The organism is Epibacterium ulvae, assembly GCF_900102795.1.
Lineage (GTDB): Bacteria > Pseudomonadota > Alphaproteobacteria > Rhodobacterales > Rhodobacteraceae > Epibacterium > Epibacterium ulvae.
Genome location: NZ_FMWG01000001.1, coordinates 364927 through 391133, shown reverse-complemented (window position 1 = coordinate 391133; position 26207 = coordinate 364927). Strand labels below are relative to the sequence as shown.

The following is a 26207-nucleotide window of genomic DNA, read 5'->3' as shown; positions in this document are numbered from 1 at the left end:
CCGCTCCCCAAAACCGCGCTTGAGTATCCATCTTATGGAAAATCAGAAGAAATTCTGCGGATCAATATCCACGCTCAACCGCAGGTCTCCTTTCATCCGAAACGGTGCGATCCAGCGGGCAATCGCGTCCTGCAACGGCACGGTTTTTTCTGCCTTGATCAACATCCGCACCCGATGCCTGCCGCGCACCCGCGCAATAGGCGCAGGTGCCGGGCCATAAAGCATCGCCCCCACCTGCTGCAGCGGAGCAGCCGCGCGCGCCAAAGCATTACCCAGATCAAAGACCTGCGCCAGATCGGTGCCCGACAGGATGATCCCCGCCATTCGTCCATAGGGGGGCACGCCCGCAATACGGCGCTGTTCCGCTTCTGTGCGCCAGTATTCTTCTTCATCCCCCGACAAAATCGCCCGGATCACGGGGTGATCTGGCTGAAAGCTCTGCAACAGGGCCTCGCCAGGGCGCTCTGCGCGCCCGGCCCGGCCAGACACTTGCCGCATCAATTGAAACGTGCGTTCACCCGCGCGCAGGTCAGACCCCTGCAGGCCAAGGTCTGCATCAATCACGCCCACCAGCGTGAGCAGTGGAAAGTTATGCCCCTTTGCCACCAACTGTGTGCCAAGGATAATATCGGCCTCTCCGGCTGCAATTTCTTCAATCCGTTGTTTCAATGCCCGTGCAGATCCAAACAGGTCAGAGCTCAACACCGCAATCCGCGCCTCGGGAAACAGGGCGGCCGCCTCTTCACCAAGCCGTTCAATGCCTGGCCCAACAGGGGCCATTTTCCCCTCAACCTTGCAAGACGGGCACGCGTCGGGGATCGGCTTGGTCTCTCCGCACTGATGACACATCAGACGCTTCATAAAACGGTGTTCCACCATACGTGCGTCACAATTGTCGCAGGCCACCTGTGCACCACAGGCCCGGCAGATCGTAAGCGGCGCAAAGCCCCGCCGATTGAGGAACAACAACGATTGCTCCCCGCGTTCAAGCCGCAGCTTCATCGCCTGCTTTAAGGTTGGTGAAATCCATGTGGAGGGCAAAAGCTCTTCATCGCGCATATCAATCGCGCGCATTTCAGGCAGCACAGAAGTCCCAAACCGCGCGGTCAGGTCCAGACGTTTGTATTTCCCACTGTCTGCATTTGCCCAGGTTTCCAGACTGGGCGTGGCTGAGGCCAGCACCACCTGCGCAGAACACATCGCCGCCCGCAAGACGGCCATATCACGTGCATTATAGCTCACCCCATCGTCTTGTTTGTATGAAGTGTCATGCTCTTCATCGACAATGATCAAGCCGAGATCACGATAAGGCAAAAACAGCGCAGATCGCGCCCCAATCACCAACTGCGCCTTGCCCTGCCCGATCATTTTCCATACGCGGCGGCGTTCTGTCATTGTGACGCCCGAATGCCATTCCGCAGGCGTCGCGCCAAAGCGCGCTTTGACACGTTTCAAAAACTCGGCCGTCAGCGCAATTTCCGGCAATAAAACCAAGGCCTGCCGCCCCTGACGCAAAGCGCTTGCAACCGCTTCCAGATAAACTTCGGTTTTGCCGGACCCGGTTACACCTTTCAGCAATGTGGTGCCGTACCGCCCCGACACCACGCCAGCATTCAACGCAGAGGCCGCCGCCGCCTGATCCACAGTCAGCGCTTTGCCGGGCAAATCAGGATTTAACGGCGGAAACGGCAGGTCGCGCGGCGCATCCTCTTCGCGCAGTGCCCCCTGTTTCACCAGCCCCTTCACCACCGAAGGCGTGACCCCAGCAAGGTCCGCCAGCTCTTTTGGGGTAAAGGACAATCCACCAAATTCCTCTGTCACCGCCAAAACCCGCTGGCGCGCATCGGTCATCCGATCTGGTACGCCATCACTGGGGCGCAGCACCTTGCGCATAGAGGGCGGATCCGACAGACCCGGCGCACGGGTCGCAAGACGCAGCATCGCAGGCAATGGCGTCAGCGTATAATCTGCAGCCTTGGTCAAAAAGGCGCGCATTTCATCGCGCATGGGGGCCACATCCAAAACCCGGATGACGGCGCGCAGTTTGGACGAATCAAAATCACCCGCACCATGCCCCCAAACCACGCCAAGCACCTTGCGCGGTCCCAATGGCACCTCCACAAAAGCTCCACGAAAACAGCCCCCTTCGGGCGCGCGGTAGTCCAGAACCCGGTCCAGCGGCTGTGTGGTTAAAACGCCAAGGCGTTCCCCTTGCTGAAAAAACTCAGGTTCGTCCACGATCTCTCCTGCCGGTTTACACGCCCCTCAAAAGGCATCCTGCGCTGTTTTGGGTTCCAGCATTGCGATCTATCAGGTAAAGGCAAGACCAACCAAGGCCAAGCCATGACAAGGACCCTGCGCAATGAAATTTTTCGTAGACACCGCTGAAATCGATGCAATCGCCGAACTGAATGATCTGGGGATGGTGGATGGTGTAACCACCAACCCCTCGCTGATTAAAAAATCCGGCCGCGACATTATCGAAGTGACCAAAGAAATCTGTGATCTCGTCGCAGGCCCCGTCTCTGCCGAAGTGACTGCCGTAGACGCCGAAACAATGATTGCAGAAGGGCGCAAACTGCTGGAGATCGCAGAAAACATCACCGTCAAAGTGCCGCTGACCTGGGATGGTCTGAAAGCCTGTAAAACCCTCAGCGATGACGGCCACAAAGTAAACGTGACCCTGTGTTTCTCAGCCAATCAGGCGCTTTTGGCCGCCAAGGCAGGCGCGACCTTTATCTCACCTTTCATTGGCCGTCTGGATGATATCAACCTAGATGGAATGGAGCTGATCGAAGACATTCGCACCGTCTATGACAACTACCATTTTGAAACTGAAATCCTTGCCGCGTCTATTCGATCCGTGAACCATATTCTGGACTCTGCCCGCATTGGTGCCGACGTGATCACCGCTCCGCCTGCTGTGATCAAAGCGATGGTCAACCACCCGCTAACAGACAAGGGTCTGGATGCGTTTTTGAAAGACATCAAAGCCGCAGATATCAAAATTCTGTAACGCGCTTCTGAAAAGACATCTACTGCGCCCGGTCTTTCCGATAAAGGTCGGGCGCTTTGCGTCTTATGCCACCAGAACAGGGGGCTCTCCCGCCCCTTGCCCCGTGCACGGCCCAAAGGTCCGCACCCGACCACGCCTTGGGCCGGGCAGCGCCGCTGTGCGGCGCTGCGGTTGCGAGATATGGCAAAGACAGCCACTGTGAGGCAAAGTTTTTACGACAAAGCCCAACAAGCCATGATAGGCTGAACAAAAGACCCGAAAAAGGCCCTCGTAACATGAGCAGTTCCGCACCCGTTTCACCAACGTTAGATGCAACCATCCGCGCCGCAATTCTGGCCAAACCCGACGCTGTGCTGGACGATCAAAGCGTTATGAATGCGCTGGTCTCCGCCAAAGAGCATGCCATGGGCAGCAATATCGTTGATCTGCGCGGCATTGCGATGGAACGGATGGAAACGCGCCTGGATCAATTGGAAGACACCTATCGGTCTGTCGTTGCCGCTGCCTCGGAAAATATTGCCGGCACCAACCAGATCCATCGCGCTATTCTATCCTTGCTGGAACCACAGGATTTCAAAAGTTTTCTCAATGCCCTGCAAGGCCCCGTAAAAGACGTGCTGCAGGTCAATTGCATCACTCTGGTTCTGGAAAGTGCGCAGGCACAAGACGCACATCCTCTGTCTGGCTTTGAAAATATTCTCAAGATTGTCACGCCCGGTTTTGTAGAAAGCTACACCACCGAAGGACGCGGTGGCGCTGCACGTGTGGTCACATTGCGCCCATTGCAAACCGGATCAGCTGCAATCTACGGAGCGATCGCTGCAGAAATACACTCCGAAGCGGTTATGGAATTAGACTTTGGCAACGGTCGCCTGCCCGCCATGCTCATCTTTGGCTCAACTGACCCGGATCAATTCACCCCGCAGCACGGAACAGATCTGCTCACATTTTTTGCGGGCGTCTTTGAACGCTCCATGCGCAGCTGGCTGTCGTGAACCTTGAGATTTCCCCAGCCTGTCGCACGGCGCTGGAACATTGGCTCACACACCTCAAAGCGCTGCAGGACGCATCGGAAAACACACTTATTGCCTACGGCAGTGATGTCACTGATTTTCTAGGGTTTATGAGCGCTCATTTTGGCGGACCACAAGGGCTGGGTGCGCTCGAAAACATCACGACAGGTGATATGCGCGCCTGGATGGCTGCGGCACGCAGCGAGGGGATCAGCGCACGGTCTCTGGCGCGCAGGCTCTCCTCGGTGAAAACCTTTTACCGATGGCTTGCTGAACGGCAAGGATTTGAACCCACAGCAGTGCTTTCGGCACGCGCTCCAAAGTTTCAAAACAAACTGCCCCGCCCCTTGCCGCAACAGGCCGCAAAAGCCGTTCTGGATACGGTTGCCCTGCAATCCACCACGCCTTGGGTCGCAGCACGGGATGTGGCTGTCGTCACATTGCTATATGGCTGCGGGTTGCGCATTTCCGAAGCTCTGAGCCTGCGCCGCGCGGATGTCCCACTCTCGGGCACGCTGCGCATTACTGGCAAAGGCGGTAAAGAGCGCATTGTGCCTGTGCTGCCAGCTGCACGCGCGGCGGTAGATCACTATCTCTCGCTTTATCCATTTGCTCTGGACCCAGAGAGCGCCTTATTCCGCGGCGTTCGCGGCGGTGCCCTTGGTCCCGGCGCCATCCAAAAAGCCATGGCGCAGACCCGTGCACAATTGGGCTTGCCGGCAAGCGCAACACCGCATGCGCTCCGCCATAGTTTTGCAACACATTTGCTGGAGGCGGGCGGCGACCTCAGATCTATTCAAGAACTTCTGGGCCACGCTTCTTTATCGACCACACAGGCCTATACAGCCGTGGACGCAACCCGCCTGATGGATGTCTACAACAAAACCCACCCCAAAGCCTGACAACACAGCCCCAAGAAAATTCCATAAAATGCAATACAGTTTGCAAGCAACCTTCAGGCTGGCGTTAACCGATTTCGGGCCAACTAAACGCATCCATTTCCAGAAAGGAATCCCGATGCTGCCTTCTTCTGTGCATGCCGCTGTGCTGATCAATCTTGCCACCGGCGCACCTGCCAGCCCAAATTTCCCTAATCCGTTGCCCGGTCCTGTGCGGGCACCCCGCGGTCGTCGTATTGAACTGCCAGCTTCTGCGTTTGAAGCCCCGTTGGGCGCGCTACACGTCGCTGCTGCTCAAACCAGTGCCCCAAAGCAGCGCCGCTTGCACTAACAAGTCGGCGCGCACCCTGCTCTCGCGGGAATTTGCTCAGATGCCCCTTGCAGGCCTAGCCGAAATTCGCCATCACGTGGAGATGACACCTCAACTCCGCGCGCTCTCCGTCCATCTTCTCACCGCAACAGGTGCTGTTTTCGCAATGCTGGCCATGCTGGCCGCTGTTGACGCAAAATGGGATCTGATGTTTGTCTGGCTCGTCGTCGCTTTTGCAGTCGACGGCATCGATGGCCCGCTTGCACGGCACTACAACGTGCGCCGCTACGCGCCCGAGTTTGACGGGGTGCTCTTGGATCTCATCATTGACTACCTCACCTATGTTTTTATTCCTGCCTTTGCGCTGTTCAAATCAGGGCTGATGACGGGATGGACTGGCTGGGTCGCCATCATCGTCATCACATTTGCTTCCGCAATGTATTTTGCCGATACCCGCATGAAGACAAAGGATAATTCCTTTTCAGGATTTCCCGGATGCTGGAATATGCTGGTCTTGGTGATCTTTGCGCTTGAACCGAACCATTGGACCAGCCTTGCATTGGTAACGGTACTGGCCATCGCAATGTTCCTGCCGTTAAAATTCATTCACCCCGTGCGCACCGAACGCTGGCGCACGGTCTCCCTCCCCATCGCGCTGGCCTGGACATTCTTTGCGGGCTGGGCGGCTTGGGTCGATTTCCACCCAGAAAGCTGGGCGCATTGGGGGCTGGTTGTCACCTCAGTCTACCTGCTGGTCGTTGGCGTGGCGCAACAGCTGATTCCCACGCGCCGTTAAGAGATCAGATCAACAATCCCGCTGCGCCTTCATGGCGCAGCAAGGTCACTTTGGTCTCCACCCCACCCGCGCCTGAAAATCCACCCAACCCATTTGCGCCAAGAACGCGATGGCACGGGATGATGATTGGGATCGGATTTGCGCCACAGGCATTTCCAACTGGCTGGGCCGCCTGACCAAGCTCTTTGGCAATCTCCCCATAAGTTCGGGTCTCTCCCAGTGGGATTGCAGACATCTGCGCACAGACTGCCTTTTGAAAATCAGATCCTTTGACATGTAACGGCAGATCAAAGGCGCTGAGCTGTCCTTTGAAATAAGCCTCTAACTGCGCGGCGCCCTCTTGCAAAACAGCCGAGGGATCATCACAGGCCAGCTCTGCCTCCCCCCATCGCAGCGCCACAATTCTCTCCTGCTCCGCCTCAAGCGTTAATACTCCGACGGGGGAGGGAACTTGCAAAAATTGTGACACTTTAAGTTATCTCCTCAGAAAACGCGGCACTTTCCATGATTTTCCCCAAAATATGAGCCATTTGCCCTGACCATGGTTAACAAATGCGTGCATTTCATTAACCAGCCCAGGTGGTTCCTGCCCCCAATGCCTAAAATTCACGTAAAAGAGGTTTAGGATTCGTTAGCATAGGTTAATGCCCATGATGCCAATCATGAACACCGGCCATCTGAACATCTTTCGTCAGACACCCGGCAATACCAATACCCAAGCCGTGCCAGCGGTGCAAAAGTCGCATCAAAGCGCCACGGATGACCGACAAGGTCTTGAGACGCAACGCCCTGCGCAAATGACACGGCGCGCAGAGCCCGAACACTCAGATATGTCTATGTTCCAGCAGAAATACCGCCCACCACATACAGCGGGTCTCGAACAAGCCATGAGACATCGCCTCGATCATGCGCCAGCAGAGCCTGCCCAGAACACTGCCCTCTGGAAGCTCAACGCGGAACCGGCCCACAAGGCCAGCCCCGTTGTTGTCAAATTACTTGGACACGCCGAAGCGATGCCCGCAACACAGCTGAATATCTACGTCTGACGCATCAAGACCGCAGATCAGCCCAGAACAATTCCAGATGTTTGTTCATGATCGCTTCAAACTGCCCATTTTCGCGCAGTTTTTTAAGCCCAGCATTCACGCGGTACAGATGAGATGTGCCGCGCCAATGGCTTTTCGAAATGACCACATGCAGCCCCACCTCTGACAAAGGCCGCTCCAGCGGCACAACGGTGTCACGTAGGTTCTCCTTGACGATGGTGTTTGCCCCTTCGAACAGGTTCAAAGCCACCGCGTCCACCCGCTCTTCGTTCAGCAGTGAAAAACAGGCCTGAACGCTTTCCGGCTGCACCAGCGTAACCTTACCATCGCTCAACCAACGGCGTGCCTCGGTGTCCAGATCATGGGTGTAATACCCTTCTGGACGACACAGGGTCTTACCCACAACATCTGCATCAGAGGTGTAGCTAAACTCGTTCCCCGCTTTGACAAACAGCATGACAGGCAAGCTAATCAACGGATCAGAAAAGTGAAAGTTCACACAGCGTTCATGATCCGGCGTCTGAATGCAATCCGGTTTGACCCAAGGAAACCCCATATCAAACTGTTTGTCATTCAGCTTTGGAAACAGATGGCTGTCCCAATTGTCATCCCATGTAATGTCATATGACACTTGCGACGGCGCCAATTGCATTGCAGCTGTGAACAGCTCAGTTACCATGCCCTGCCCTGGCAGATTTTCCCCGGTAAATGGCGCAAATCCATTGCCTGTCAGCAAAGTTAACTCAACCGATTGGCGCGGTGCGGGGGCTGTAGAAACCGCCGGTGCGGGCTGCGCAGGCGCAGAAGGTTGCGCGGGTGTCGGCACGGCTGGGGCAGAAGCTGTAGCTTCCTCTTCAGGACAAGGGATACGCAACGTGCGCCCCGGAATCACCGTGGACCCCGCCAGCATCCGTGTGTTTTGCTCAAAGATCAGCCGCCACTTGTCACGGTCGCCATAATGTTCATCTGCAATCGAAAACAGATTGTCTCCGGGACGCGCCACATAGTCCACGTCACAAATCGCCAATGCAGCTGATGGCAACAGCCCCACCGCCAATGCAATCGGAGATACAAGCCGGGTTAACTTGGTGATCATCACAAACCCTCGTTAAAATCCAGCCCAGATACGAGCCATATGGTCTTCGACGATGGACTGATACGTGCCATTGTCGCGAATTTTACGCAAAGCTGCATTCATCATTGTCAGCAACTGCTCTGCTTCGGGATGGCTTTTGTGAATGATCACATGCAGCGCCTGAATCGAAATAGGCTGAGGCACCACATCAAATTGCGCGTCCAATCCGATCTCTTTCAACTGGGCGCGGCCGGTGAATTCATTCATCACAACAGCGTCTGCCTCACCAGCAAGCACCATTTCATAGCACTCGGTCGGGGTCAGGGGCTGGATCAATTTAACCTTGCCTTCGCGCAGCCAGTTGCGGCCGTCTTGATCAAAGAGGTACCGTTCATAGCCTTGTGGGCGACAGAATGTTTTCCCCAAAAGATCTTCGTCTTTTTCAAACGAAATAGGCCGATCTTTAGGTGTGAACATCAACACCAGAACTTCAAACATCGGATCAGAAAACAGGAAGTTCCGGCACCGCTGATGGGTTGCGTTATTCGCACAATCCGGCTGATACCACGGGAAACCGGCATCCAGCAAAGCGTTCGACAGCAGCGGCTCTTCATGTGAAGTCCACAGATCCACCCAATGGATGGCAAAGCCATCTTCTGGATCGGCCTGCTCCATCGCAGCATTCAGAATGTCCGTCATCATGCCGCCATTGTGCAGCGTTTTACCAGTGAACGGCGCAAAATCATCCGCGGTCAGCAGGTTGATCCGGTGACGGATCGCCGCGTCGCCTTCAACGATTTCAACAGGTTTTGCCGCAACCGGCGCAGCCTCAGCAATGGTTCTGCCGCCAGGCAGGCCAACTGGCAAACCATTCAGACACGCCATCTCCAGCTTCATTCCAACACGGATCGCGTTTGGTTTGGGGCCAATCTTATCAATGTTACGCGTATGGATCGCACTCCACAGACCGACATTTTCATAAAGGCGTTCGGCGATGACCGAAAGACTATCACCGGCTTGAACAGTGTAAACACCACCACAGGTTTCTGCGGCTGCGGGTTGCGCCAACAGTGCGCTAAGCCCAAGTGCGGCGGCTGCAATCGTCTTTTTCATAAGTCCCTCTGAACGGTCTTGAACGCAACACGCACAGCGTTGCGCGGATCTGGAATAGTAAACGCGCATCCGGACTGGATATCCAAGACCCAGATGCGCGCGTTATATGTGTATCTGGGTTGCTTTACTCGGCCACCAAAAGCGCCATCAACGTAGCAGTGCTGACCCGGCCATGGGCATCAACCAGCACCGACGGCACCGCAATCTCACCATTGGCGTATCCAGTGTTGAGCATTTCGTTGATCTGATCTTCGCTTTTGCCTTCCGCAACCGCTGTTATTACCAATTGTACCAGCCCGGTCAGCACCTCAGCGCTGGCTGTCGGGGCTACGGGCTGTGCTTCAGCTTTTGGTGTTGGCGAACGCAAGGCCGCCAAAGTCCCGGCCGTAATTTTAGAAACCATCGCATCAACCTCAGCCGGGGCAACAGGCGCGCTGCTGTTGGGGGTGTTCAACTCAGCGGCTTGCGCCGCCCCCAGCAAAAGGCCAAGCTCGGCTTCGTTAATCTTGATCTGTGCCGGAGCGGCAGCAGCCGGTTCAACCACCGCAGGTAACACCGGCGCAACCGCAGCGCTCTGAACAGCTGCCACAGGCTGTTGTGGTGTCTCGCCCCCAAAATAAGAAACGCCAAGCAACAGCGCCACACCACCCAGAGACGCCGCCATAGCCCCCAGTTTCGTCAGCGAAGACAGTTCGCGTTTTTTCTTTGCTTTCTTCACCGAAGGAGAGATCTGCTGCGCCGCAGATTGAAGCACTGAAACAGGCTCTATAGCCTTTACATCGTCTTCGCTCTTATCATGGCTTGTGACAGAAACCGCAGCCTTAGCCCCTTGCTTCGGCGCTGTTTCTTTCTGCAAAGCGTCCTTCTTATTGGCATCCGCTGACACAACTGTAGCGCTCTTACCTTGGCCACTCGCAGTTTTGATGCTTGAGACAACTTTGACCTCTTTCAGCCCGATCTTAATATTCCCGGACGCAGAGACACTCTTGATCTGAACACCGTCACTCTTTGATGTGTCGGTGGTCGCGGATGTGGAAAGTCCTGTCTTTTGCTTCAACATAGTTAACGCATTTCCTCAATACTGGCGCCAAGCATCGCTCTTACGACTTGGAAAATCTGCTTTTTGTTAACCATTCCTTAATCATTTGCCCTATTTTCGTCAATCTTCGCCACAATTAAGACGTGTTAACACTGAGGTAGCGTGATATTTTTAAACCAGTTTCTAGGAAATACACCGCCGCAGCTGGTCTATGCGCCATCCGAGACACCGCACAATCTTAACAAGAAATCATTCTCGAAAAATCCCGAAAATAGTGCTCACACTTGTCAAACAGGGCGCGAAAACCGCGCCCTGAAACCATAAAAACCGTATGAATTTTACTCAGACAGCGCAGCGCTGCAGCGGCCACAGACCCCCGCATGCGCAAATTGCCCAACATCCGGCAGGATTTTCCAGCACCGTTGACATTTCGCGCCTTCGGCTTTTTCAAAGACCACTGAAATACCGTCAACCTCTGGCATTCGAAACGCCTCTGCTGGGCTCGGATCATTGGTCAGGCTTACATCTGAGGTGATGCAAACATCGGCAAAGTTCACCGATTGCAACGCCGCCAGAACCGCCTCATCCCGCACGTGTACCACGGGTGCGGCCTCTAGGGATGCGCCAATCACCTTATCAGTCCGCTGCACTTCAAGCGCGGATGTCACCACACGCCGTGCTTGACGCACCTGTGCCCATTTCGCCGCCAATGGTTCATTCAACCAGTCGCGCGGGGTTTCAGGCATATCTGTCAGGTGGATCGAACTGTCATCGCCCGGATAGCGCTCCAACCAGATCTCTTCCATGGTGAACACCAGAACCGGTGCCAGCCAAGTGGTCAGACGATGGAAGAGAATATCCAAAACCGTGCGCGCCGCGCGGGCATTTGGCGTGTCACCATCGCAATACAGCGCGTCCTTACGGATATCGAAATAGAAAGATGACAGATCCACCGTGGCAAAGTTAAAGATCGCTTGCCACACACCATTGAAGTCAAACGATTTATACCCTTCACGCACCACATGATCCAGCTCGGCCAGACGGTGCAGAACCCATTGCTCCAGCTCGGGCATATCCGCAGCCGCGACCCGCTGATCTTCGCTGAAATCACCTAACGACCCCAGCATAAACCGCATCGTATTGCGCAAACGACGATAGCTGTCGGCGGTGCCTTTCAGGATCTCAGGACCAATCCGCTGATCCGCAGTGTAATCGGTCTGCGCCACCCAAAGGCGCAAGATATCCGCGCCATATTGCTGCACAACCTTTTCCGGCACGATGGTATTGCCCAGCGATTTAGACATCTTCATGCCCTTCGCATCCAGCGTGAACCCATGCGTTACCACATTGCGATAAGGTGCCCGTCCCTTCGTGCCACAGGCCTGCAACAGGGAAGAGTGGAACCAACCGCGGTGCTGGTCGGTGCCTTCCATATAGACATCAGCAATGCCGTCTTCCGTCCCGTCTTCCCGGTCACGCAGCACAAAGGCATGGGTTGACCCACTGTCAAACCACACATCCAACACGTCAAAAACCTGATCATAGGCTTCGGGATCTACGATACCGTCCAGAACCTCGGCCTTGAACCCATCCTTATACCAGACATCCGCGCCATGCTCTTCAAAGGCCGCAATCACACGGGCGTTCACCTGATCATTGCGCAGCAAGAAATCATCTGCGGTGGGCAGCGTGTCTTTCTTGGTAAAACAGGTCAGCGGCACACCCCAGGCGCGCTGGCGCGACAGCACCCAATCCGGGCGCGCCTCGATCATGGAATGCAGACGATTGCGTCCAGTTTGCGGCGTCCATTTCACCAGCTCATCGATTGAGCGCAGCGCGCGTTCACGGATGCTGTCGCCCATCTCACCCATGCCGTCATCCAGCTTGCGATCCACACTCGCAAACCACTGCGGCGTGTTGCGATAGATGATCGGCGCCTTTGACCGCCACGAATGCGGATATGAGTGCTTGATCTTGCCACGCGCCAGTAGGCCGCCAACCTCAACCAGCTTGTCGATCACCGCCTTATTGGCATCCCCCTCGCCGCCCTTGCGGTTCAGGATATATTTGCCACCAAAGAACGGCAGATCCGCGCGGAAGCCCCCATCGTCCATCACATTATACGTGATGACCTGCTCCAACATGCCCAGATCACGGTAGAGCTCGAATTCCTCCATACCGTGAGAGGGCGCGCAGTGTACAAAACCGGTGCCTTCGGTATCAGTCACAAACTCAGCTGCGCGGAAATCACGGAAGTCATCCCATTCGCCGTTGGACCCTTCCGCACCCGCCAGCGGGTGGGTCAATTGCAGTTTGGCAAGTGACTCATGTGAAACATCGCAAACGCGCGTCCACTGATCATCGTTCAGGCGCGCGCGGCCTAGAACATCTGCAGCCAGATTATCCGCCAGCAAGAACTTGTCGCCTACGGCAGCCCAGCATTCCTCGGGCACGCCAGTGACTTCATAGAGACCGTAAGAGATGTCTTTGCCGTACACGACCGCCTTGTTGGACGGCATAGTCCACGGTGTCGTCGTCCAGATCACCACTTGCGCGTCTTGCAGATGTAGATACATCTGTTCGCCGAAAAACTCGTCTTCTTCAGTCTCGTATGTCGTCTCGGGCCAGTTATCTAAATTGACTTTAAACTTCACCCAAATGGTAAAGCTTTCCTTGTCATGATACTCAACCTCAGCCTCTGCCAACGCTGTTTTTTCAACCGGCGACCACATCACAGGTTTTGATCCCTGATACAGCGTGCCGTTCATCAGGAACTTCTGGAACTCCCCGGCGATCACCGCCTCGGCATGGTAATCCATGGTCAGATAGGGGTTTTCCCAATTGCCGGTGATGCCCAGACGCTTGAACTCATCGCGCTGGATATCCACCCACTCGGCGGCAAAATCACGGCATTCCCGGCGGAACTCGACCACGTCCACTGCGTCTTTGTTCTTGCCCTTCTTGCGGTACTTCTCTTCGATCTTCCATTCGATCGGCAGACCATGGCAATCCCAACCCGGCACATAGCGCGCATCAAACCCCATCATCTGATGGCTGCGCACGATCATATCCTTAATGGTCTTGTTCAGCGCATGCCCAATGTGCAGATGCCCGTTCGCATAGGGAGGCCCATCATGCAGCGTAAACGGCGTACGCCCTTCCTTTTCGCGCAGACGGTCATAGACCCCAATCTTCTCCCAACGCTCCAGCCAGGCAGGCTCGCGCTTGGGCAGGCCTGCGCGCATGGGGAAATCTGTCTTGGGCAGGTTCAGAGTGTCTTTGTAATCGGGTGTTTCAGGCGTATCGGCGCACATATCGCGGCGTCCTTATCGATGATCTGGTCTGGAATGGGAATATTCGCTTCGGTGCGATGGCTCAAGCACCTTTACCCGGCGGCTCAAACGGTTAGAGCGCCGGGGATATAATTCGAATAATGATCGCATGGCGATGTAGCATGGGGGCGTTATAGGCCGAGTAAAACGGCAGGTAAAGGCTCAGAACACGATCAAAGGGCGGGCCAACATCAGCCATAGGATAGTGAGAACCGCCGCAAAGGCTGGAAAGCCACAGGCAAACCAGATCCGGAACAATTTGAAATAGCGTTGTGGCAGTTCTGTCCTCTGCTCCACGCAGACCCGCGCGATGTTACGCAGCTTGGCTTGGATCCAGACAACTGGCAGCCAGAACACCCCCGTAAAGACATACAAAGCCAAGGACAGGGCCACCCAGCCTTCGCGCATTTCCCAGCCCAGTTCCCGCGCTAGAAACCAGCCCGTAATCGGCTGCACCACCACCGCACTGGTGGTAAAAACCATATCCGCTATCACAACGACACCAGCAGTATGTGCAATGATGCGCGCGTCGCGACTCAGATGGGCCATCAGCATGAAAAAGGCGATCCCAGCCCCCGTGCCCAACAGCACACAGGCCCCAATCACATGCAGCCAGCGCAAGATCTCTTCAAACATCCCTTTACCGCTCCTCAAGCGTCCAATAGGTGGCGACCGAGGCCAACAGAACCGGCAAAATCTTAGCCAATGGGCCCAGTGGATCCGCCCACAGACCCGGCGCGGTAACCGTTGCCGCCAGCAGGTAAAACAGCGCCACCCCCGCCATGGCCAAACAGGCCCGCCCGGCCCAAGGGCGCCACAGGATCAAACCGGCCAAAGCCAGATCCACAAGGCTCCAGAACACAACGCTGATCTTTGCCAACGCCGCAGGCCAGCCCACCAGCACCAAGACCTCCGCCGCAGTGTTGAGTTGCCAGAGCCCCACGACACCAGAGATCAGCCAGAACAGGCTCAGCAGCGCAACCGCCACCGGCAGGAAAAGCGCCATTCGCGCGTCCAACCGATGCTCTCGGCGCATCGGAAAATCCTGCAGGATCTGCGCAAGCGATTGTAGGTCTTTGCCCATCGCCTGCCGATAAGGGGCTGGATCCCCGCGCACGCCATCTGCCAAAACCGCAATCGCGGTGGAGCGCAATGGAGACCGCCAGCCCAGCCGCCCCAACCCATCGGCCCCCCGCCGAGTCACGGACAGCGCCCAGTTGGGCAATTGGATCACGCGCCTGGGGGCTGCGAACCCCAGTTGCGCCCGCGTTGCCAACAGAACATCGCGTAAGGACTGCGCGTCTGCCTCGACCAGATCATAGATCCCGGGTGCCAGTTGGTCTGTAATCGCCGCCGATACTGCGCCTGTCAGATCATCCATAGAAACGCTTTGAATGGGGGAGTCGCCCAGCGCAACAGGCTGAACCACAGGCACCGCTGCCAACATCCGCAAAAGACGGGTGCCGCCAAAACTGGAGTGCCCCAGCACCAGCCCGGGCCGCAGGATATGCGCCTCTGGCAGATGGTCCAAAATCGCGTGATCACCCACCGCCTTGCTGCGCATGAACTCGGTTGCGGCTTCCTTTCGCGCGCCAGCCGCTGAAATCTGGATCAGCCGCAAGCCCATCGTCGCGCAGGCCTCAGCCAATGCCGCAATTGCGGTGGCATGCAGCTTGGTCAGATCCGTCGCCCCACCCTCCTGCAAGGCACCGGCACAGTTCACCACCACGTCGATGTCCTGCACCACCGGTACCCAGTCGGCAGGCGTCACCAGATCATTCAGATCGGCGACACGAAACGGCACGCCCGGCAACACGCGCGTTGCCTGTTCTGGGTTTCGACCCAGCCCCCGCACATCGTGATCGCGCCGCAATCGTCGGCAGACCTCAACCCCAATGAACCCATAGGCGCCCAACACCAATATTTTCTTCTGCCCGGTCACACGTTTTAATCCCGTTTTTTCTATGCATACCACCTAACGTTTATCGGTCTAGGTGCAAATCGCCGCATTTCCCCCGGCATCAAACCGGTGTACAGGGGGTGCACAGAGGCTGCACGGAAGGCACCCCCACTATGAGCGATGCAAATTTGGCCCGATTTGAAATCTCAGCCGCGCAAATTGATCGTGTTGTGGCCGTGTTTTACGGCGCTGTTCGCAAGGATGCGGTGCTGGGTCCGGTCTTTGCCAACCATGTGAAAGACTGGCCCGAGCACGAAGAAAAAATCGCCGCCTTTTGGCGCAATGCGATCCTGCGGGAGCGGTGTTATAGCGGCAATCCGATGCGCGTGCATGTCTCACGCCCCGATGTCAAAGCGGATCATTTTCCGATTTGGCTCGGCCTATTTCACGACGTCCTGCAGCAGGAATTGCCAGAACACACGGCCCGCCAATGGGGGGCTTTGGCGGATCGGATTGGCGAAGGGTTTCGCACCGGTATTACCTCGATGCGCCAGCACAAAGATGAGCCACCAAAACTGCTTTAAGCCGTTATTCCCCCTTAGAAATCAGGCTTGCAAGAGCGGCTTGGATCACTTTGCGGGTTGAAGGTTTGTGACGGGGTGAAAACGGCATCGGGCGGCAGATTTCCATAGCCGCCAGACCAACCCGCGCGGACAATGCTCCATTCACCAGCCCTTCGCCAAATCGACGCGACAGTTTGGACAAAACAGATCCACCCAGCACATGCTCTAATAGGTCATCCCCCACAGCGACCGCTCCGGTGGCTGCCAGATGCGCCAGCACCATACGCGTCAGCCGCCACGAGCTGAGGAAACCCGAACGCCCGCCGTAAATTTCAGCAATGCGCCGGATCATCCGCAAAGAAGCCACAAGCGCCGTAATCACATCCGCAAGCGCCAAAGGCACAAGTGCTGTCACCAAAGCAACCTGCCGCGCCGCAGCCTGCACCTCTGCCAATGCCAGCGCATCAAGAGGCGCCATTAAATCCTCTTCGGCCAGCTGAAAAAGTGCATCTGCATCAAAGACTTCGCTTTCACGTTCCTTAAGACGCGCAAGCCCCCAGGCCATATCTGCGCGCGACGAATACAGGGCTTTCAGATCGGCCACCGCGCCGCGCGCGGCTGACAGATCATCCTCGGCAGAGGTTAAACGCGACCGCAGATCGTCCACCCGCCGCAAGCGCCGCAACGCTGTCAACTCGCGCAGGGACAAGACAAAAGCGCTGAGGATCAAGACGGCAAATCCCGCAGACAGCGCCCAGCCTAAAGGTGGAAAGCGCGCAAGCATGGCCATCGCAAAATCCCACGCGGCAATCGACACAACCGCACCGACCAGCGCCACCAGCACCGTCCAAAACAGCGTTACAAGGCGCGATCTTGGGCGGCTCACAAAGCGAACCAGCGGTGGAGTTGCAAGGCGCGGATGGTCATCAAGATCCGGCACCGGCGGGGCATTTGCAACATCAGGCGCCGCCTCTGCTGCATCTTGCTCCAGCTCAAAAAGGACAGGTTTATCAGCCATTACGCGACCTCTTGTTGCTGCGGTTGCCATTGCATTTTGATGTCTGGCAAACCTTCTTCATTGCCCGAGCCATCGCCTGTGGTCAGCTCGCAAAACCCGTGGCGCACATAGAATTGCCGCGCACCGTGATTGGCCACAAAGGCCGCAAGACGCAAGCCCGCGGGACTGGCCTCCTGTGCTGCCACCAACAGGCGTGCGCCAATCCCCTGCCCCCGACATTCAACAGCCAGATACAGGGCGCAAACCTCATCGTGATCACGGGCCAGAAACCCTGCGATGACACCATCTACTATGGCGACAGTTACCCAACCGCGATCAATCATTGTGCCGCAAAAGGAAATCGCTTCGACCTCGGCGTAAAGCTTTGGCATCCAAGGTGTATCCTGTTGAAACCGGTACAAAATTTCGCCAAGTCGGCCTGCATCCAGAGGCGCAGCCGCACGGAGTATCACCTGCGCCTTCACAAGCGATCTCCGATCAGGAATTCAATCGCACGATCCAGACGCACATGGGGTGGTCCCTCTCCCGGCAAAAGCGTCAAAGCGGCCGGTGCAAAGTTCATCGCCTGGAATTCTCCATCAAGCCAAGTCTGCGCTCCTTGACGCGCTGGAGCCAGTAAATGCTGTGGATCTTGGGGCAGTGCACCGGGATAAAAGGCCGCCTGACGGCCAGAGTCCAGCAAGGTGCCGCGCACGCAGGGAAGATCTGCTCCATTATGAGTGCGCATCTCTTCCGTTGTGGCGCGCAACGCGGCAATCGAGAGCGCGGCAGTTTCAGCGCCACTGAACTGCGCCCGCGACTGTGCTTCGTTTGTAAGCGCTTGAATTATATCGGCCATTTGCCGGTGTTGATGATGGTGCAAGTGATCCGCTTTAGTGGCCGCAAACAAGATCTTTTCAACCCGTTTGCCGCGCAAAAGCCGGGTGAGAAAGGCATTTCGTCCGGGACGGAAGGCCGCCAGAATATCGCTCAGCCCGCGGCGCATGTCTTCCACAGCGGGTGGCCCGTTGTGAATGGCTGTTAACGCATCCACCAAGACCACCTGACGGTCAATGCGGGCAAAGTGATCGCGAAAGAACGGCTTTACCACACGGGTTTTATAGGCCTCAAACCGTCGCTCCATCTCGCGTGCCAGACTGCCACGCGGTGCTTTCCCAGCAGCCAGAGGCGCAAAGGTCAGCACAGGAGACCCCGCCAGATCCCCCGGCAATAGAAACCGTCCTGGCGTACAATCAGAATAGCCATCCCTGCGCGCCGTTTGCAGATAATTTGCAAAGGTCGCTGCCAACGCCTGCGCGCGTGGCTCATCATGTGGGAGCCCCCCATCAGACTGCGCTGACACGGCGAGAAATTCAGCAGCTTGGGGGCGTTGTTGAATACGCTCCAGTGCATCAGAAGACCACTGCGCATAGGTTTTATCCAGCAGCGCCAGATCCAGCAGCCATTCACCGGGGTAATCCACGATATCCAGATGCACCCGACGCGGGCCTTTCAGGCCAGACAAAAAGCCAGAGGGCCGCACCAACAGGCTGAGCCTGAGTTCCGAAACGGCACGCGTGCTTTCGGGCCAGTGCGGATTGGGCCCCGTGAGCGCTGCCAGATGGGTTTCAAAATCAAAGCGTGGAACCGTATCATCGGGTTGGGGTTGCAAAAACGCGCTCTGAATGCGCCCATCGCGTTCGGCCTCTAACTGCACCATGCGGTTGCGGTTCATCAGGCCTGCCACCAATGCAGTGATGAAGACGGTCTTGCCCGCGCGCGACAATCCCGTGACGCCCAAACGTATCGTTGGGTCAAACAGAGTTTCTGATACTTTATCTGTTACGGTTTCCGCACCGCGTGACACACCGTCCACCAACGAAGAAATGACCACGCGCTGCTCCTGTTTGCCTGCTTCAACCACAATGTAATAACTCTTTACATCAGTGACCAGAGGTCTTCACCGAAAAGGCGTATTTTCGAGCATTGTAATCACATCTTGCCAGCAGAGAGCGCGCGGGATAGGTCGGCGACATGGCTCGTTTTGCATTAAAAGTTGAATATCACGGCGCGCCCTTCAATGGGTGGCAGCGCCAAAAGGACCAGCCCTCGGTTCAGGGTGCAATTGAGATGGCACTTTCTAAATTGCAACCGGGGGAGCACACAATTGCTGCTGCGGGGCGCACTGATACCGGTGTCCACGGGCTGGGACAGGTTGCGCATTGCGATATGGACCGCGAATGGGATCCGTTTCGCCTGTCTGAAGCGTTGAATTATCACCTGAAACCGCTGCCCGTCGCAATTGTCGCCTGTGCGCGTGTAGAGGATGACTGGCATGCGCGGTTTTCAGCCGTGGAGCGGCAGTATCTGTTTCGCATCCTCATCCGGCGCGCGCCAGCCACGCATGATGCGGGGCAGGTCTGGCAGCTGAACAATGATCTGGATATCGACGCGATGCAGCAGGGTGCTGATTTTCTGCTGGGACAACATGATTTCACCACATTCCGCTCGTCGATCTGTCAGGCACAGAGCCCGGTGAAAACCTTGGATGAACTGCGGGTGGAACGGGTAATGGGATTATCTGGTCCTGAAGTGCATTTCCATGTCCGGGCGCGATCGTTCCTGCACAATCAGGTGCGCAGCTTTGTTGGCACCCTAGAGCGTGTCGGTGCGGGAGCTTGGGCACCAGAGGAGGTGAAACACGCGCTGGATGCCTGCGATCGGTCTGCTTGTGGCCCGGTTTGCCCCGGTCATGGGCTTTATTTAGCGCGGGTTGGCTACCCTGAAGACCCATTTCGCGTAAGGTAAACGGCATATCTTTGCTGAAAGCCCGGTACACCACCTTGGCCAAGGTCTGAAATTTTGCCATCTTGCCTGTACGAGCAGGTAACAATTTCAATGGGATGGGTTTCACAATGCTTTCACGACGCGGGTTTGCGCTAGGTCTCTCTGCACTCTCACTTACCGGGTGTGCCTCAGCGCCTTTGGGCGCCAGTACCGGATTAGCTGCGGATCTGCGCCCCAGGCCCAATGCCGGGTATGACCGTTGGGTGGCTGGATTTCAGAGCCGCGCACAGGCCCGGGGCATTTCCTCTCAAACTCTGCGCGCCGCGTTTCGTGGGGCTGGGTATCTGCCGGGCGTGATCAAACGTGACCGCAACCAGACGGAATTCAAACGCAGCCTTGAGGATTATCTATCAATTGCCGTTTCGGACGAGCGGTTACAAAAAGGGCGCGCAGCCTATAGCCGTCATCATTCTTTGTTGCGCGACCTTGAAGCGCGCTATGGTGTAGATGCAGAAATTATTGCCGCAATTTGGGGATTAGAGAGCTTTTTCGGGGATCGTCGCGGCGATGTACCCGTGATTTCTGCGACTTCGACCCTTGCCTATGATGGCAGACGCGGCACGTTTTTTGAAAAACAACTGATTGCTGCTTTAGAAATTCTGCAGCGCGGGGATGTAACAGCCGCCAATATGACTGGCAGCTGGGCAGGTGCAATGGGGCACACCCAATTCATTCCAACCTCTTACCAAGCGTTTGCAGTCGACCACAACGGCGACGGGCGGCGCGACATCTGGTCAGAGGATCCAACTGACGCACTGGCCTCGACCGCTGCGTATCTTGCCCGCAATGGATGGAAACGCGGCCTGAAATGGGGCGGAGAGCAAGGGCAGGCAACGGTCACAGGGCGCAGCCTGCAGCCGCAACCCGGGGGACCTGTGTTTGTTGTCACACAGAACTTTAACGCGCTAAAGCGCTATAACAATTCAGATTCTTATGCAATTGGTGTCGGTCACCTCGCAGATCGCATCGCGGGTGCGGGACCATTGCGTGGCGAATTTCCACCCGATGAAAATGGTCTGACCAAAGACAATCGCATCACACTACAGCAGCGGCTGAATGCGCGTGGATTTGACGTGGGCACCCCAGACGGGGTGGTCGGCCCTAAAACGCGGGCGGCCATCAGCGCGTTCGAAAAACAACAAGGATTGCCCGAAAGCGGGACACCCTCCCAAGCTCTGCTGCGTCGTCTCCGATAAAAACGACAAAGAACAGGCCCGCTGTTGCAGTGGGCCTTTACCCTTTCTCAATACTTTTGTGATGTTTGTTAACCATAAGTTGCGCATAATTTGCGTTCGCTTTTGAATTTCAAACCCACATTCCCCGCCGGAGAACCTTCCTGTTGTGGTTACGGCGTTCTTTCCGGTCGGCATATATGTCCAAAACCTCTTCGCAACGCTCTATATCCTCAAGTTTCATCAAAGGTCTCGCCATTTTAGAAGCCTTTGATGCCGAGACCTCGTCCCTGACCTTGGCAGAACTTGCACGCCGCACGGGCCAAGACCGGGCAACTGCACGCCGAGGCGCTTTGACGCTTGTCGCGGCTGGGTACCTTCGGCAAGTGAACCGCAAACTGCGCCTGTCGCCACGTGTGCTTGGTCTGGCCGGGAATTTCCTGTCCACATATCAATTTAACAGCCAGATTCAGCCCATTCTGGACCGGTACGCACACTCCATGACGTCTGAGATTTCGCTTGTTATCCTTGATGGAGACGCGCCGCTGACACTGGCCCACTCTCGCCCCAGCCGTCATGCAGGCGATCATATCGGTACGTTGGGCACACAGACCTCGCTTTGGCACAGCAGCTTTGGCCGTATGCTCCTTGCACTGCGCACCCAAGAAGATGTTGCAAGTGCATTGGAAACACGCGAACGCACAAAACCAACGCATTCCTCAATCGTTGATCCACTGATCTTATTAGAAAAAATAAACGAAGCGCGGCTGCGTGGGTTTGTTTTTGTGGATGGTGAAGAAGAGCAGGGAATTGCAAGCTATGCAGTGCCTGTTTCGATTGCAGGGCAAACGCCTTTGGTGGTCGGAACGAGCTTTCCCCGTGGCCTTGGCAAAAGCACGCTTGATGAAGTTGTACTGGCCCACCTACAGGCCTGCGCTGCCGAAATTCGACACACATCGATATGTGCAGCACTGTCCTAACCCGGGTTTCTGATCTTCAAGGAAAGTTAGAAGATGTTTCAGCCAAGGCGATCTTGGCCCAGCAAGCGTATCAGGCCATAACACTCTTGCCGACAGTCAGGAGCCCTAGATGCGTACACCTTATTTCACCCCCAAAGGCGGTCTCCCCGGTCAGGATCAGCTGCTGACAGATCGCGCTGTTTTTACCGAGGCGTATGCGGTCATTCCCCGCGGCACTATGCGTGACATTGTCACCTCGTTTCTGCCGGGGTGGCGCGGCATGCGCATGTGGGTTCTTGCGCGCCCCATGAGCGGGTTTGCCGAAACGTTTTCCCAGTACATTGTTGAACTACAGCCCAGCGGTGGCAGCAACCATCCTGAAAGTGATCCAGACGCGCAGGGCGCGCTGTTTGTGACCGATGGAACGTTGGATCTGACAATTGATGCGGCGCAATATCAGCTCAAAACAGGTGGGTTTGCCTATATTCCTGCAGGCAGCAACTGGAGGCTACACAACGCAAGCGACACCCCTTGCAGCTTTCATTGGATCCGCAAACAGTGGCATCCCGCTAAGGGGGTCGACAAACCTGCCGCCTTTGTCACCAATGAACAGGACATCCCACCAACCCCAATGCCAGATACAGAAGGCCGCTGGGCAACAACCCGTTTTATGGACCCAGACGATCTCGCGCATGATATGCATGTGACCGTTGTTACTTTTGAACCCGGTGGTGTCATCCCCTTTGCAGAAACCCATGTCATGGAGCATGGTCTTTATGTTTTGGAAGGCAAAGCCGTTTACCGCCTCAATCAGGACTGGGTTGAGGTTGAGGCCGGCGATTTCATGTGGCTGCGTGCTTTTTGCCCGCAAGCCTGTTATGCGGGCGGTCCGGGACGATTTAGATATCTTCTGTACAAAGACGTGAACCGGCATATGCCACTGGGCCCGACGCGATAGGCCTTTGAGATAAGAATGCGTTGATACAATTCCCTGCTTGAAAGGTTTGGATGACAGGCGCATTGATGGCAGCATTCTATCATCAGATAGATCAATCTGTTTGTGGGAGCGTGACATGAAAATCGCTATCAACGGCTTTGGTCGCATTGGACGGGCCATCTTGCGTCAAATTCTGACAACAGAGCGCGGCGCCGGGATAGATGTTGTGGCGATCAATGACATCGCAGCTTTGGATATCTGCAGTTATCTGTTTCAATATGACAGCACCTTTGGCCCTTTCCCGCATGAGGTTACAGGCCATGACGGGCATCTTCATGTGATGGGAAAACGCATTCAGATGCATCATCAGGCAGACCTCACGCAGCTTGATCTCTCAGGGGTTGATGTTGTGCTGGAATGTACTGGCGTGGCGCGCAGTTCCGATGTCGCCCAACGTGGGCTGACCGCAGGTGCGCGCAAGGTTCTGATTTCGGGCCCCTCTCCAGCCGCAGAGCTCACCTGCGTATTAGGGGCCAATGATGCGCTCTTGGGGGATGCTCGTATTGTGTCCAACGCCTCTTGCACCACAAATGGCACGGCACCTTTGATTGCATTGCTCGACCGCCTGGCGCCGATTGAGCGTGCACATATGACCACAATCCACTGCTACACCAATTCCCAGCCCATGGTGGATGCGCCACGGGGAGATTTTGCCCGCTCTCGCGCCGGGGCACTCTCTATGGTGCCCACCACCACCTCAGCCTCGCATCTGGTGGAAGAGGTGGTACCGCATCTGAAAGGACGTATCAGCGGCGCTGCTGTGCGGGTGCCAACTGCAAGCGTGTCAGCAATTGATCTGGTCGCACAGCTGCACGAATCTCAAGATAGCGCCACTTTGCCCACGCGTTTAAAAGAGGCTATTGCCAAAAGCCCCGTGCTGGGCTGGACGGACCACCCTCTTGTATCATCTGATTTGCGCAGCCGCCCGGAATCGCTTGTTCTCGCAGGGCCAGAATTGCGCATGATCGACAACCGGCAGCTGCGACTCTTTGGCTGGTATGACAACGAATGGGGGTTTTCCGCCCGTATGATCGATATTGCCCGCCGTATGGCAAACTGACCAACTCTGAAATAGAACGCAACCGCGCCGCGCTTTAGCGCGGCGCCCGGCCCAACGGGAGCAGGGGCGGCCTTGGGCCGTCTTGCGACGGGCGGAAGCCCCCCTCCATGTCTTACCTGCTCCGCCGGGTCACCTGATAAGGGTGTTCAAACCAATACTCTTCCAGATTGTTACCTTCGCCTATGCGATCAATCACGGCAAACAAGCCCGGCGCGTACAAAGGCGTCAAAACCCCATGCCACACACCGCGCAACAGATTGATGCCCTGCCCCGCCTGAGTTTCGAAAATCCGGGGGCATCCGGGCACCCCTTCGTGATCTTCGGCTACAATCACCAAAAACGGATCAAAACTCATCGGAATGAACGCTTGTGATCCCAAAGGGTGCCGCTCAACCAGTTCCAATGCAAAAGGCAATGCACAGGTCTCCGACTGAAACAGGCTAATCCCTGCGGCTCCGTCGACAAAACTCAACTGCGCCTGATTGTGAAACCGCCCACAGCGCCCTTGGTTGATCATCACATCAGCCGCGCCTTTTGCCTCTAATATATCCCCAAAGGGTGCAAAAGCCTCTGCTGTCAATGGCTCTACAAATACCTCTCTCACGGCAACAGATCCTTCAGGCGATACAAGGCGATCCGTTCGACCTGTCGGCACGCTTCACCAAATTCATCCTCAGAAGATCGCTGCAAACGCTCCTGAAACGCATCTAAAATACCCAGTTTATCATAGTCTTTCACTGCAATGATAAAGGGAAAGCCAAATCGTTCTGTGTAGGTCGCGTTAAGCCTTGTAAACGCCTCGCGTTCCGCATCCGTCAGCGCATCCAATCCGGCAGAAGCCTGCTCCTGCGTACTTTCTGCGGTAAGCTGTTTTGCCGCTGCAAGTTTGCCCGCAAGATCAGGATGTGCTCTCAAGACACCTAACCGCTCTGCATCACTTGCGCTGCGAAAGCTCCTGCACAGCGCATTGTGCAAACCAATCGCGCGATCATGAGCAGGCCCCAGCTCCAGTTCAAATGCGCGCTCAGCGACCCAGGGAGAATGTTCAAAAACCCCGCCATAGTTGGTTGTAAATTCTGACCGGCTCATCTCGCTCGGGCGCCTGTAATGCACGGGCGGATGCGCCTGTGCCCAATGTTCTGCAATATCGATACGCCGTGCGCACCAAACACCTTCAAACCCCTGAATATAGTCTAAAAACCGCTGCAACCCTGCGGCTTTTCCGGGGCGCCCCATTAAGCGACAATGCAGCCCTATCGAAAGCAATTTGGGCGCGCCCGCCTCGCCTTCTGAGTACAAAAGATCAAACGCATCTTTCAGATAATCAAAAAACTGCCCGCCCGTCACATATCCGGGTGTGGCGGCAAAGCGCATATCATTGGCTTCCAGCGTATAGGGAATGACCAATTGATCGCGCCCCGCAACATTGACCCAATGCGGTAGATCGTCATCATAGGCATCGGAAATGTAATCAAACCTGCCGGTTTCAGCCACCAGACGCAGCGTGTTCATGCTACAACGCCCTGTGTACCATCCGCGCGGGGCTGTGCCGACCACTTCGGTATGAAGACGAATGGCCTCAGCAATCGCGGCACGCTCTTCGTCTTCTTCCATATCTTTATGTTCGACCCACTTCAAACCGTGTGAGGCAATCTCCCACCCCGCGTCCTGCATCGCAGCAACCTGTTCAGGCGCGCGGGCCAGCGCACTGGCGACACCGTAGATGGTCAGCGGTACGTCGGCTTTGGTGAACATGCGATGCAACCGCCAGAACCCTGCACGCGCGCCATAGTCATAGATCGATTCCATGTTCCAGTGGCGCTGCCCTTCCCATGGCGCGGCCCCCGGAATATCTGATAAAAACGCCTCTGAGGCGGCGTCACCATGAAGCAGGCAGTTTTCCCCCCCCTCTTCAAAATTCAGCACAAATTGTACAGAAATCTTGGCGCCACCCGGCCATTTTGCATCAGGGGGGTTTGGGCCGTAGCCACTCAAATCACGCGGGTATCTCTCTGCCACTGTCGAAATCTCATCTCTCGTCGGATCAATATCCCTTTGTATCGCAGAAATTGG

25 protein-coding genes are annotated in these 26207 nt (G+C 56.0%); 12 read left to right on the top strand and 13 right to left on the bottom strand.

The window, feature by feature from the left end; all coding sequences use genetic code 11:
• Positions 1-42 precede the first annotated feature (42 nt).
• Positions 43-2238 (bottom strand): primosomal protein N', encoded by a 2196-nt coding sequence (locus tag BLP79_RS01895; protein ID WP_090215314.1) that lies wholly within the window; start codon positions 2236-2238, stop codon positions 43-45.
• Between the two features lie 124 nt (positions 2239-2362).
• Between BLP79_RS01895 and fsa the strand changes: the two genes are divergently transcribed.
• The 5 genes from fsa (at position 2363) to BLP79_RS01870 (ending at position 6034) form a co-directional block, all read left to right on the top strand.
• Positions 2363-3016: a fructose-6-phosphate aldolase gene (gene fsa, locus BLP79_RS01890; protein ID WP_090215311.1), complete on the top strand. Its 654-nt coding sequence runs from the start codon at positions 2363-2365 to the stop codon at positions 3014-3016.
• A 275-nt stretch (positions 3017-3291) separates the two neighbouring features.
• Entirely contained in the window at positions 3292-4011 is a 720-nt protein-coding gene (locus tag BLP79_RS01885; protein WP_090215308.1) for a DUF484 family protein, read from the top strand.
• Complete coding sequence (locus BLP79_RS01880; protein WP_090215305.1) at positions 4008-4931, top strand: tyrosine recombinase XerC; 924 nt, start codon at positions 4008-4010, stop codon at positions 4929-4931. Before BLP79_RS01885 ends, BLP79_RS01880 begins: the two co-directional genes overlap by 4 nt.
• A 115-nt stretch (positions 4932-5046) precedes the next feature.
• The gene (locus tag BLP79_RS01875; RefSeq protein ID WP_090215303.1) at positions 5047-5259 is read left to right on the top strand and encodes a hypothetical protein; all 213 of its coding nucleotides are present in this window, start codon (positions 5047-5049) and stop codon (positions 5257-5259) included.
• A gap of 82 nt (positions 5260-5341) precedes the next feature.
• Complete coding sequence (locus BLP79_RS01870; RefSeq protein WP_090215716.1) at positions 5342-6034, top strand: CDP-alcohol phosphatidyltransferase family protein; 693 nt, start codon at positions 5342-5344, stop codon at positions 6032-6034.
• Positions 6035-6038: 4 nt separating this feature from the next.
• Here BLP79_RS01870 and BLP79_RS01865 read toward each other — a convergent pair whose 3' ends face one another.
• On the bottom strand, positions 6039-6503 hold the full coding sequence (locus tag BLP79_RS01865; protein WP_408607934.1) for a methylated-DNA--[protein]-cysteine S-methyltransferase: 465 nt from the start codon (positions 6501-6503) through the stop codon (positions 6039-6041).
• A gap of 181 nt (positions 6504-6684) precedes the next feature.
• Here BLP79_RS01865 and BLP79_RS01860 point away from each other — a divergent pair, with 181 nt between their 5' ends.
• Positions 6685-7080 (top strand): hypothetical protein, encoded by a 396-nt coding sequence (locus BLP79_RS01860; protein WP_139163155.1) that lies wholly within the window; start codon positions 6685-6687, stop codon positions 7078-7080.
• A 4-nt stretch (positions 7081-7084) separates the two neighbouring features.
• On the opposite strand, the gene BLP79_RS01855 is transcribed toward BLP79_RS01860, so the two are convergent.
• From BLP79_RS01855 to BLP79_RS01830, 6 genes are all read right to left on the bottom strand, one after another.
• Positions 7085-8176: a transporter substrate-binding domain-containing protein gene (locus BLP79_RS01855; RefSeq protein WP_090215297.1), complete on the bottom strand. Its 1092-nt coding sequence runs from the start codon at positions 8174-8176 to the stop codon at positions 7085-7087.
• 12 nt (positions 8177-8188) lie between these two features.
• Positions 8189-9268, bottom strand: coding sequence for a transporter substrate-binding domain-containing protein (locus BLP79_RS01850; protein WP_090215293.1), 1080 nt, complete (start codon positions 9266-9268; stop codon positions 8189-8191).
• A 124-nt stretch (positions 9269-9392) separates the two neighbouring features.
• Complete coding sequence (locus tag BLP79_RS01845) at positions 9393-10328, bottom strand: hypothetical protein (protein WP_090215291.1); 936 nt, start codon at positions 10326-10328, stop codon at positions 9393-9395.
• A gap of 317 nt (positions 10329-10645) precedes the next feature.
• A complete protein-coding gene (gene ileS / locus BLP79_RS01840; RefSeq protein ID WP_090215290.1) occupies positions 10646-13621 on the bottom strand; it encodes an isoleucine--tRNA ligase in 2976 nt (991 codons plus the stop codon).
• Between the two features lie 180 nt (positions 13622-13801).
• The gene (locus BLP79_RS01835; protein ID WP_090215286.1) at positions 13802-14275 is read right to left on the bottom strand and encodes a DUF2269 family protein; all 474 of its coding nucleotides are present in this window, start codon (positions 14273-14275) and stop codon (positions 13802-13804) included.
• A 4-nt stretch (positions 14276-14279) separates the two neighbouring features.
• Complete coding sequence (locus BLP79_RS01830; protein ID WP_090215280.1) at positions 14280-15581, bottom strand: SDR family oxidoreductase; 1302 nt, start codon at positions 15579-15581, stop codon at positions 14280-14282.
• Positions 15582-15712: 131 nt separating this feature from the next.
• Here BLP79_RS01830 and BLP79_RS01825 point away from each other — a divergent pair, with 131 nt between their 5' ends.
• A complete protein-coding gene (locus BLP79_RS01825) occupies positions 15713-16123 on the top strand; it encodes a group III truncated hemoglobin (protein WP_090215278.1) in 411 nt (136 codons plus the stop codon).
• A gap of 4 nt (positions 16124-16127) precedes the next feature.
• Here the strand turns inward: BLP79_RS01825 and BLP79_RS01820 are convergent, their stop codons facing one another.
• The 3 genes from BLP79_RS01820 to BLP79_RS01810 are packed head-to-tail and all read right to left on the bottom strand — an operon-like array spanning position 16128 to position 18993.
• On the bottom strand, positions 16128-17120 hold the full coding sequence (locus tag BLP79_RS01820; RefSeq protein WP_090215275.1) for a YcjF family protein: 993 nt from the start codon (positions 17118-17120) through the stop codon (positions 16128-16130).
• Positions 17120-17584, bottom strand: a complete 465-nt coding sequence (locus tag BLP79_RS01815) for a GNAT family N-acetyltransferase (RefSeq protein ID WP_232716329.1) — start codon at positions 17582-17584, stop codon at positions 17120-17122. The genes BLP79_RS01820 and BLP79_RS01815 overlap by 1 nt, the downstream gene beginning before the upstream one ends.
• On the bottom strand, positions 17581-18993 hold the full coding sequence (locus BLP79_RS01810; RefSeq protein WP_090215708.1) for a YcjX family GTP-binding protein: 1413 nt from the start codon (positions 18991-18993) through the stop codon (positions 17581-17583). The genes BLP79_RS01815 and BLP79_RS01810 overlap by 4 nt, the downstream gene beginning before the upstream one ends.
• A gap of 140 nt (positions 18994-19133) precedes the next feature.
• Here BLP79_RS01810 and truA point away from each other — a divergent pair, with 140 nt between their 5' ends.
• The 5 genes from truA (at position 19134) to BLP79_RS01785 (ending at position 24134) form a co-directional block, all read left to right on the top strand.
• Complete coding sequence (gene truA / locus BLP79_RS01805; protein ID WP_090215273.1) at positions 19134-19907, top strand: tRNA pseudouridine(38-40) synthase TruA; 774 nt, start codon at positions 19134-19136, stop codon at positions 19905-19907.
• A gap of 107 nt (positions 19908-20014) precedes the next feature.
• Positions 20015-21142, top strand: a complete 1128-nt coding sequence (locus BLP79_RS01800; protein ID WP_232716330.1) for a lytic murein transglycosylase — start codon at positions 20015-20017, stop codon at positions 21140-21142.
• Positions 21143-21318: 176 nt separating this feature from the next.
• A complete protein-coding gene (locus BLP79_RS01795) occupies positions 21319-22098 on the top strand; it encodes an IclR family transcriptional regulator (protein WP_090215705.1) in 780 nt (259 codons plus the stop codon).
• A gap of 109 nt (positions 22099-22207) precedes the next feature.
• The gene (locus tag BLP79_RS01790) at positions 22208-23035 is read left to right on the top strand and encodes a bifunctional allantoicase/(S)-ureidoglycine aminohydrolase (RefSeq protein ID WP_090215267.1); all 828 of its coding nucleotides are present in this window, start codon (positions 22208-22210) and stop codon (positions 23033-23035) included.
• A 115-nt stretch (positions 23036-23150) separates the two neighbouring features.
• Positions 23151-24134 carry a type I glyceraldehyde-3-phosphate dehydrogenase gene (locus BLP79_RS01785; RefSeq protein ID WP_090215702.1) on the top strand — a complete coding sequence of 328 codons (984 nt, stop codon included), beginning with the start codon at positions 23151-23153 and terminating at the stop codon, positions 24132-24134.
• A 112-nt stretch (positions 24135-24246) separates the two neighbouring features.
• On the opposite strand, the gene BLP79_RS01780 is transcribed toward BLP79_RS01785, so the two are convergent.
• On the bottom strand, positions 24247-24738 hold the full coding sequence (locus BLP79_RS01780; protein ID WP_090215263.1) for an ureidoglycolate lyase: 492 nt from the start codon (positions 24736-24738) through the stop codon (positions 24247-24249).
• Entirely contained in the window at positions 24735-26153 is a 1419-nt protein-coding gene (gene puuE / locus BLP79_RS01775) for an allantoinase PuuE (RefSeq protein WP_211477618.1), read from the bottom strand. The genes BLP79_RS01780 and puuE overlap by 4 nt, the downstream gene beginning before the upstream one ends.
• Between the last annotated feature and the right edge of the window lie 54 nt (positions 26154-26207).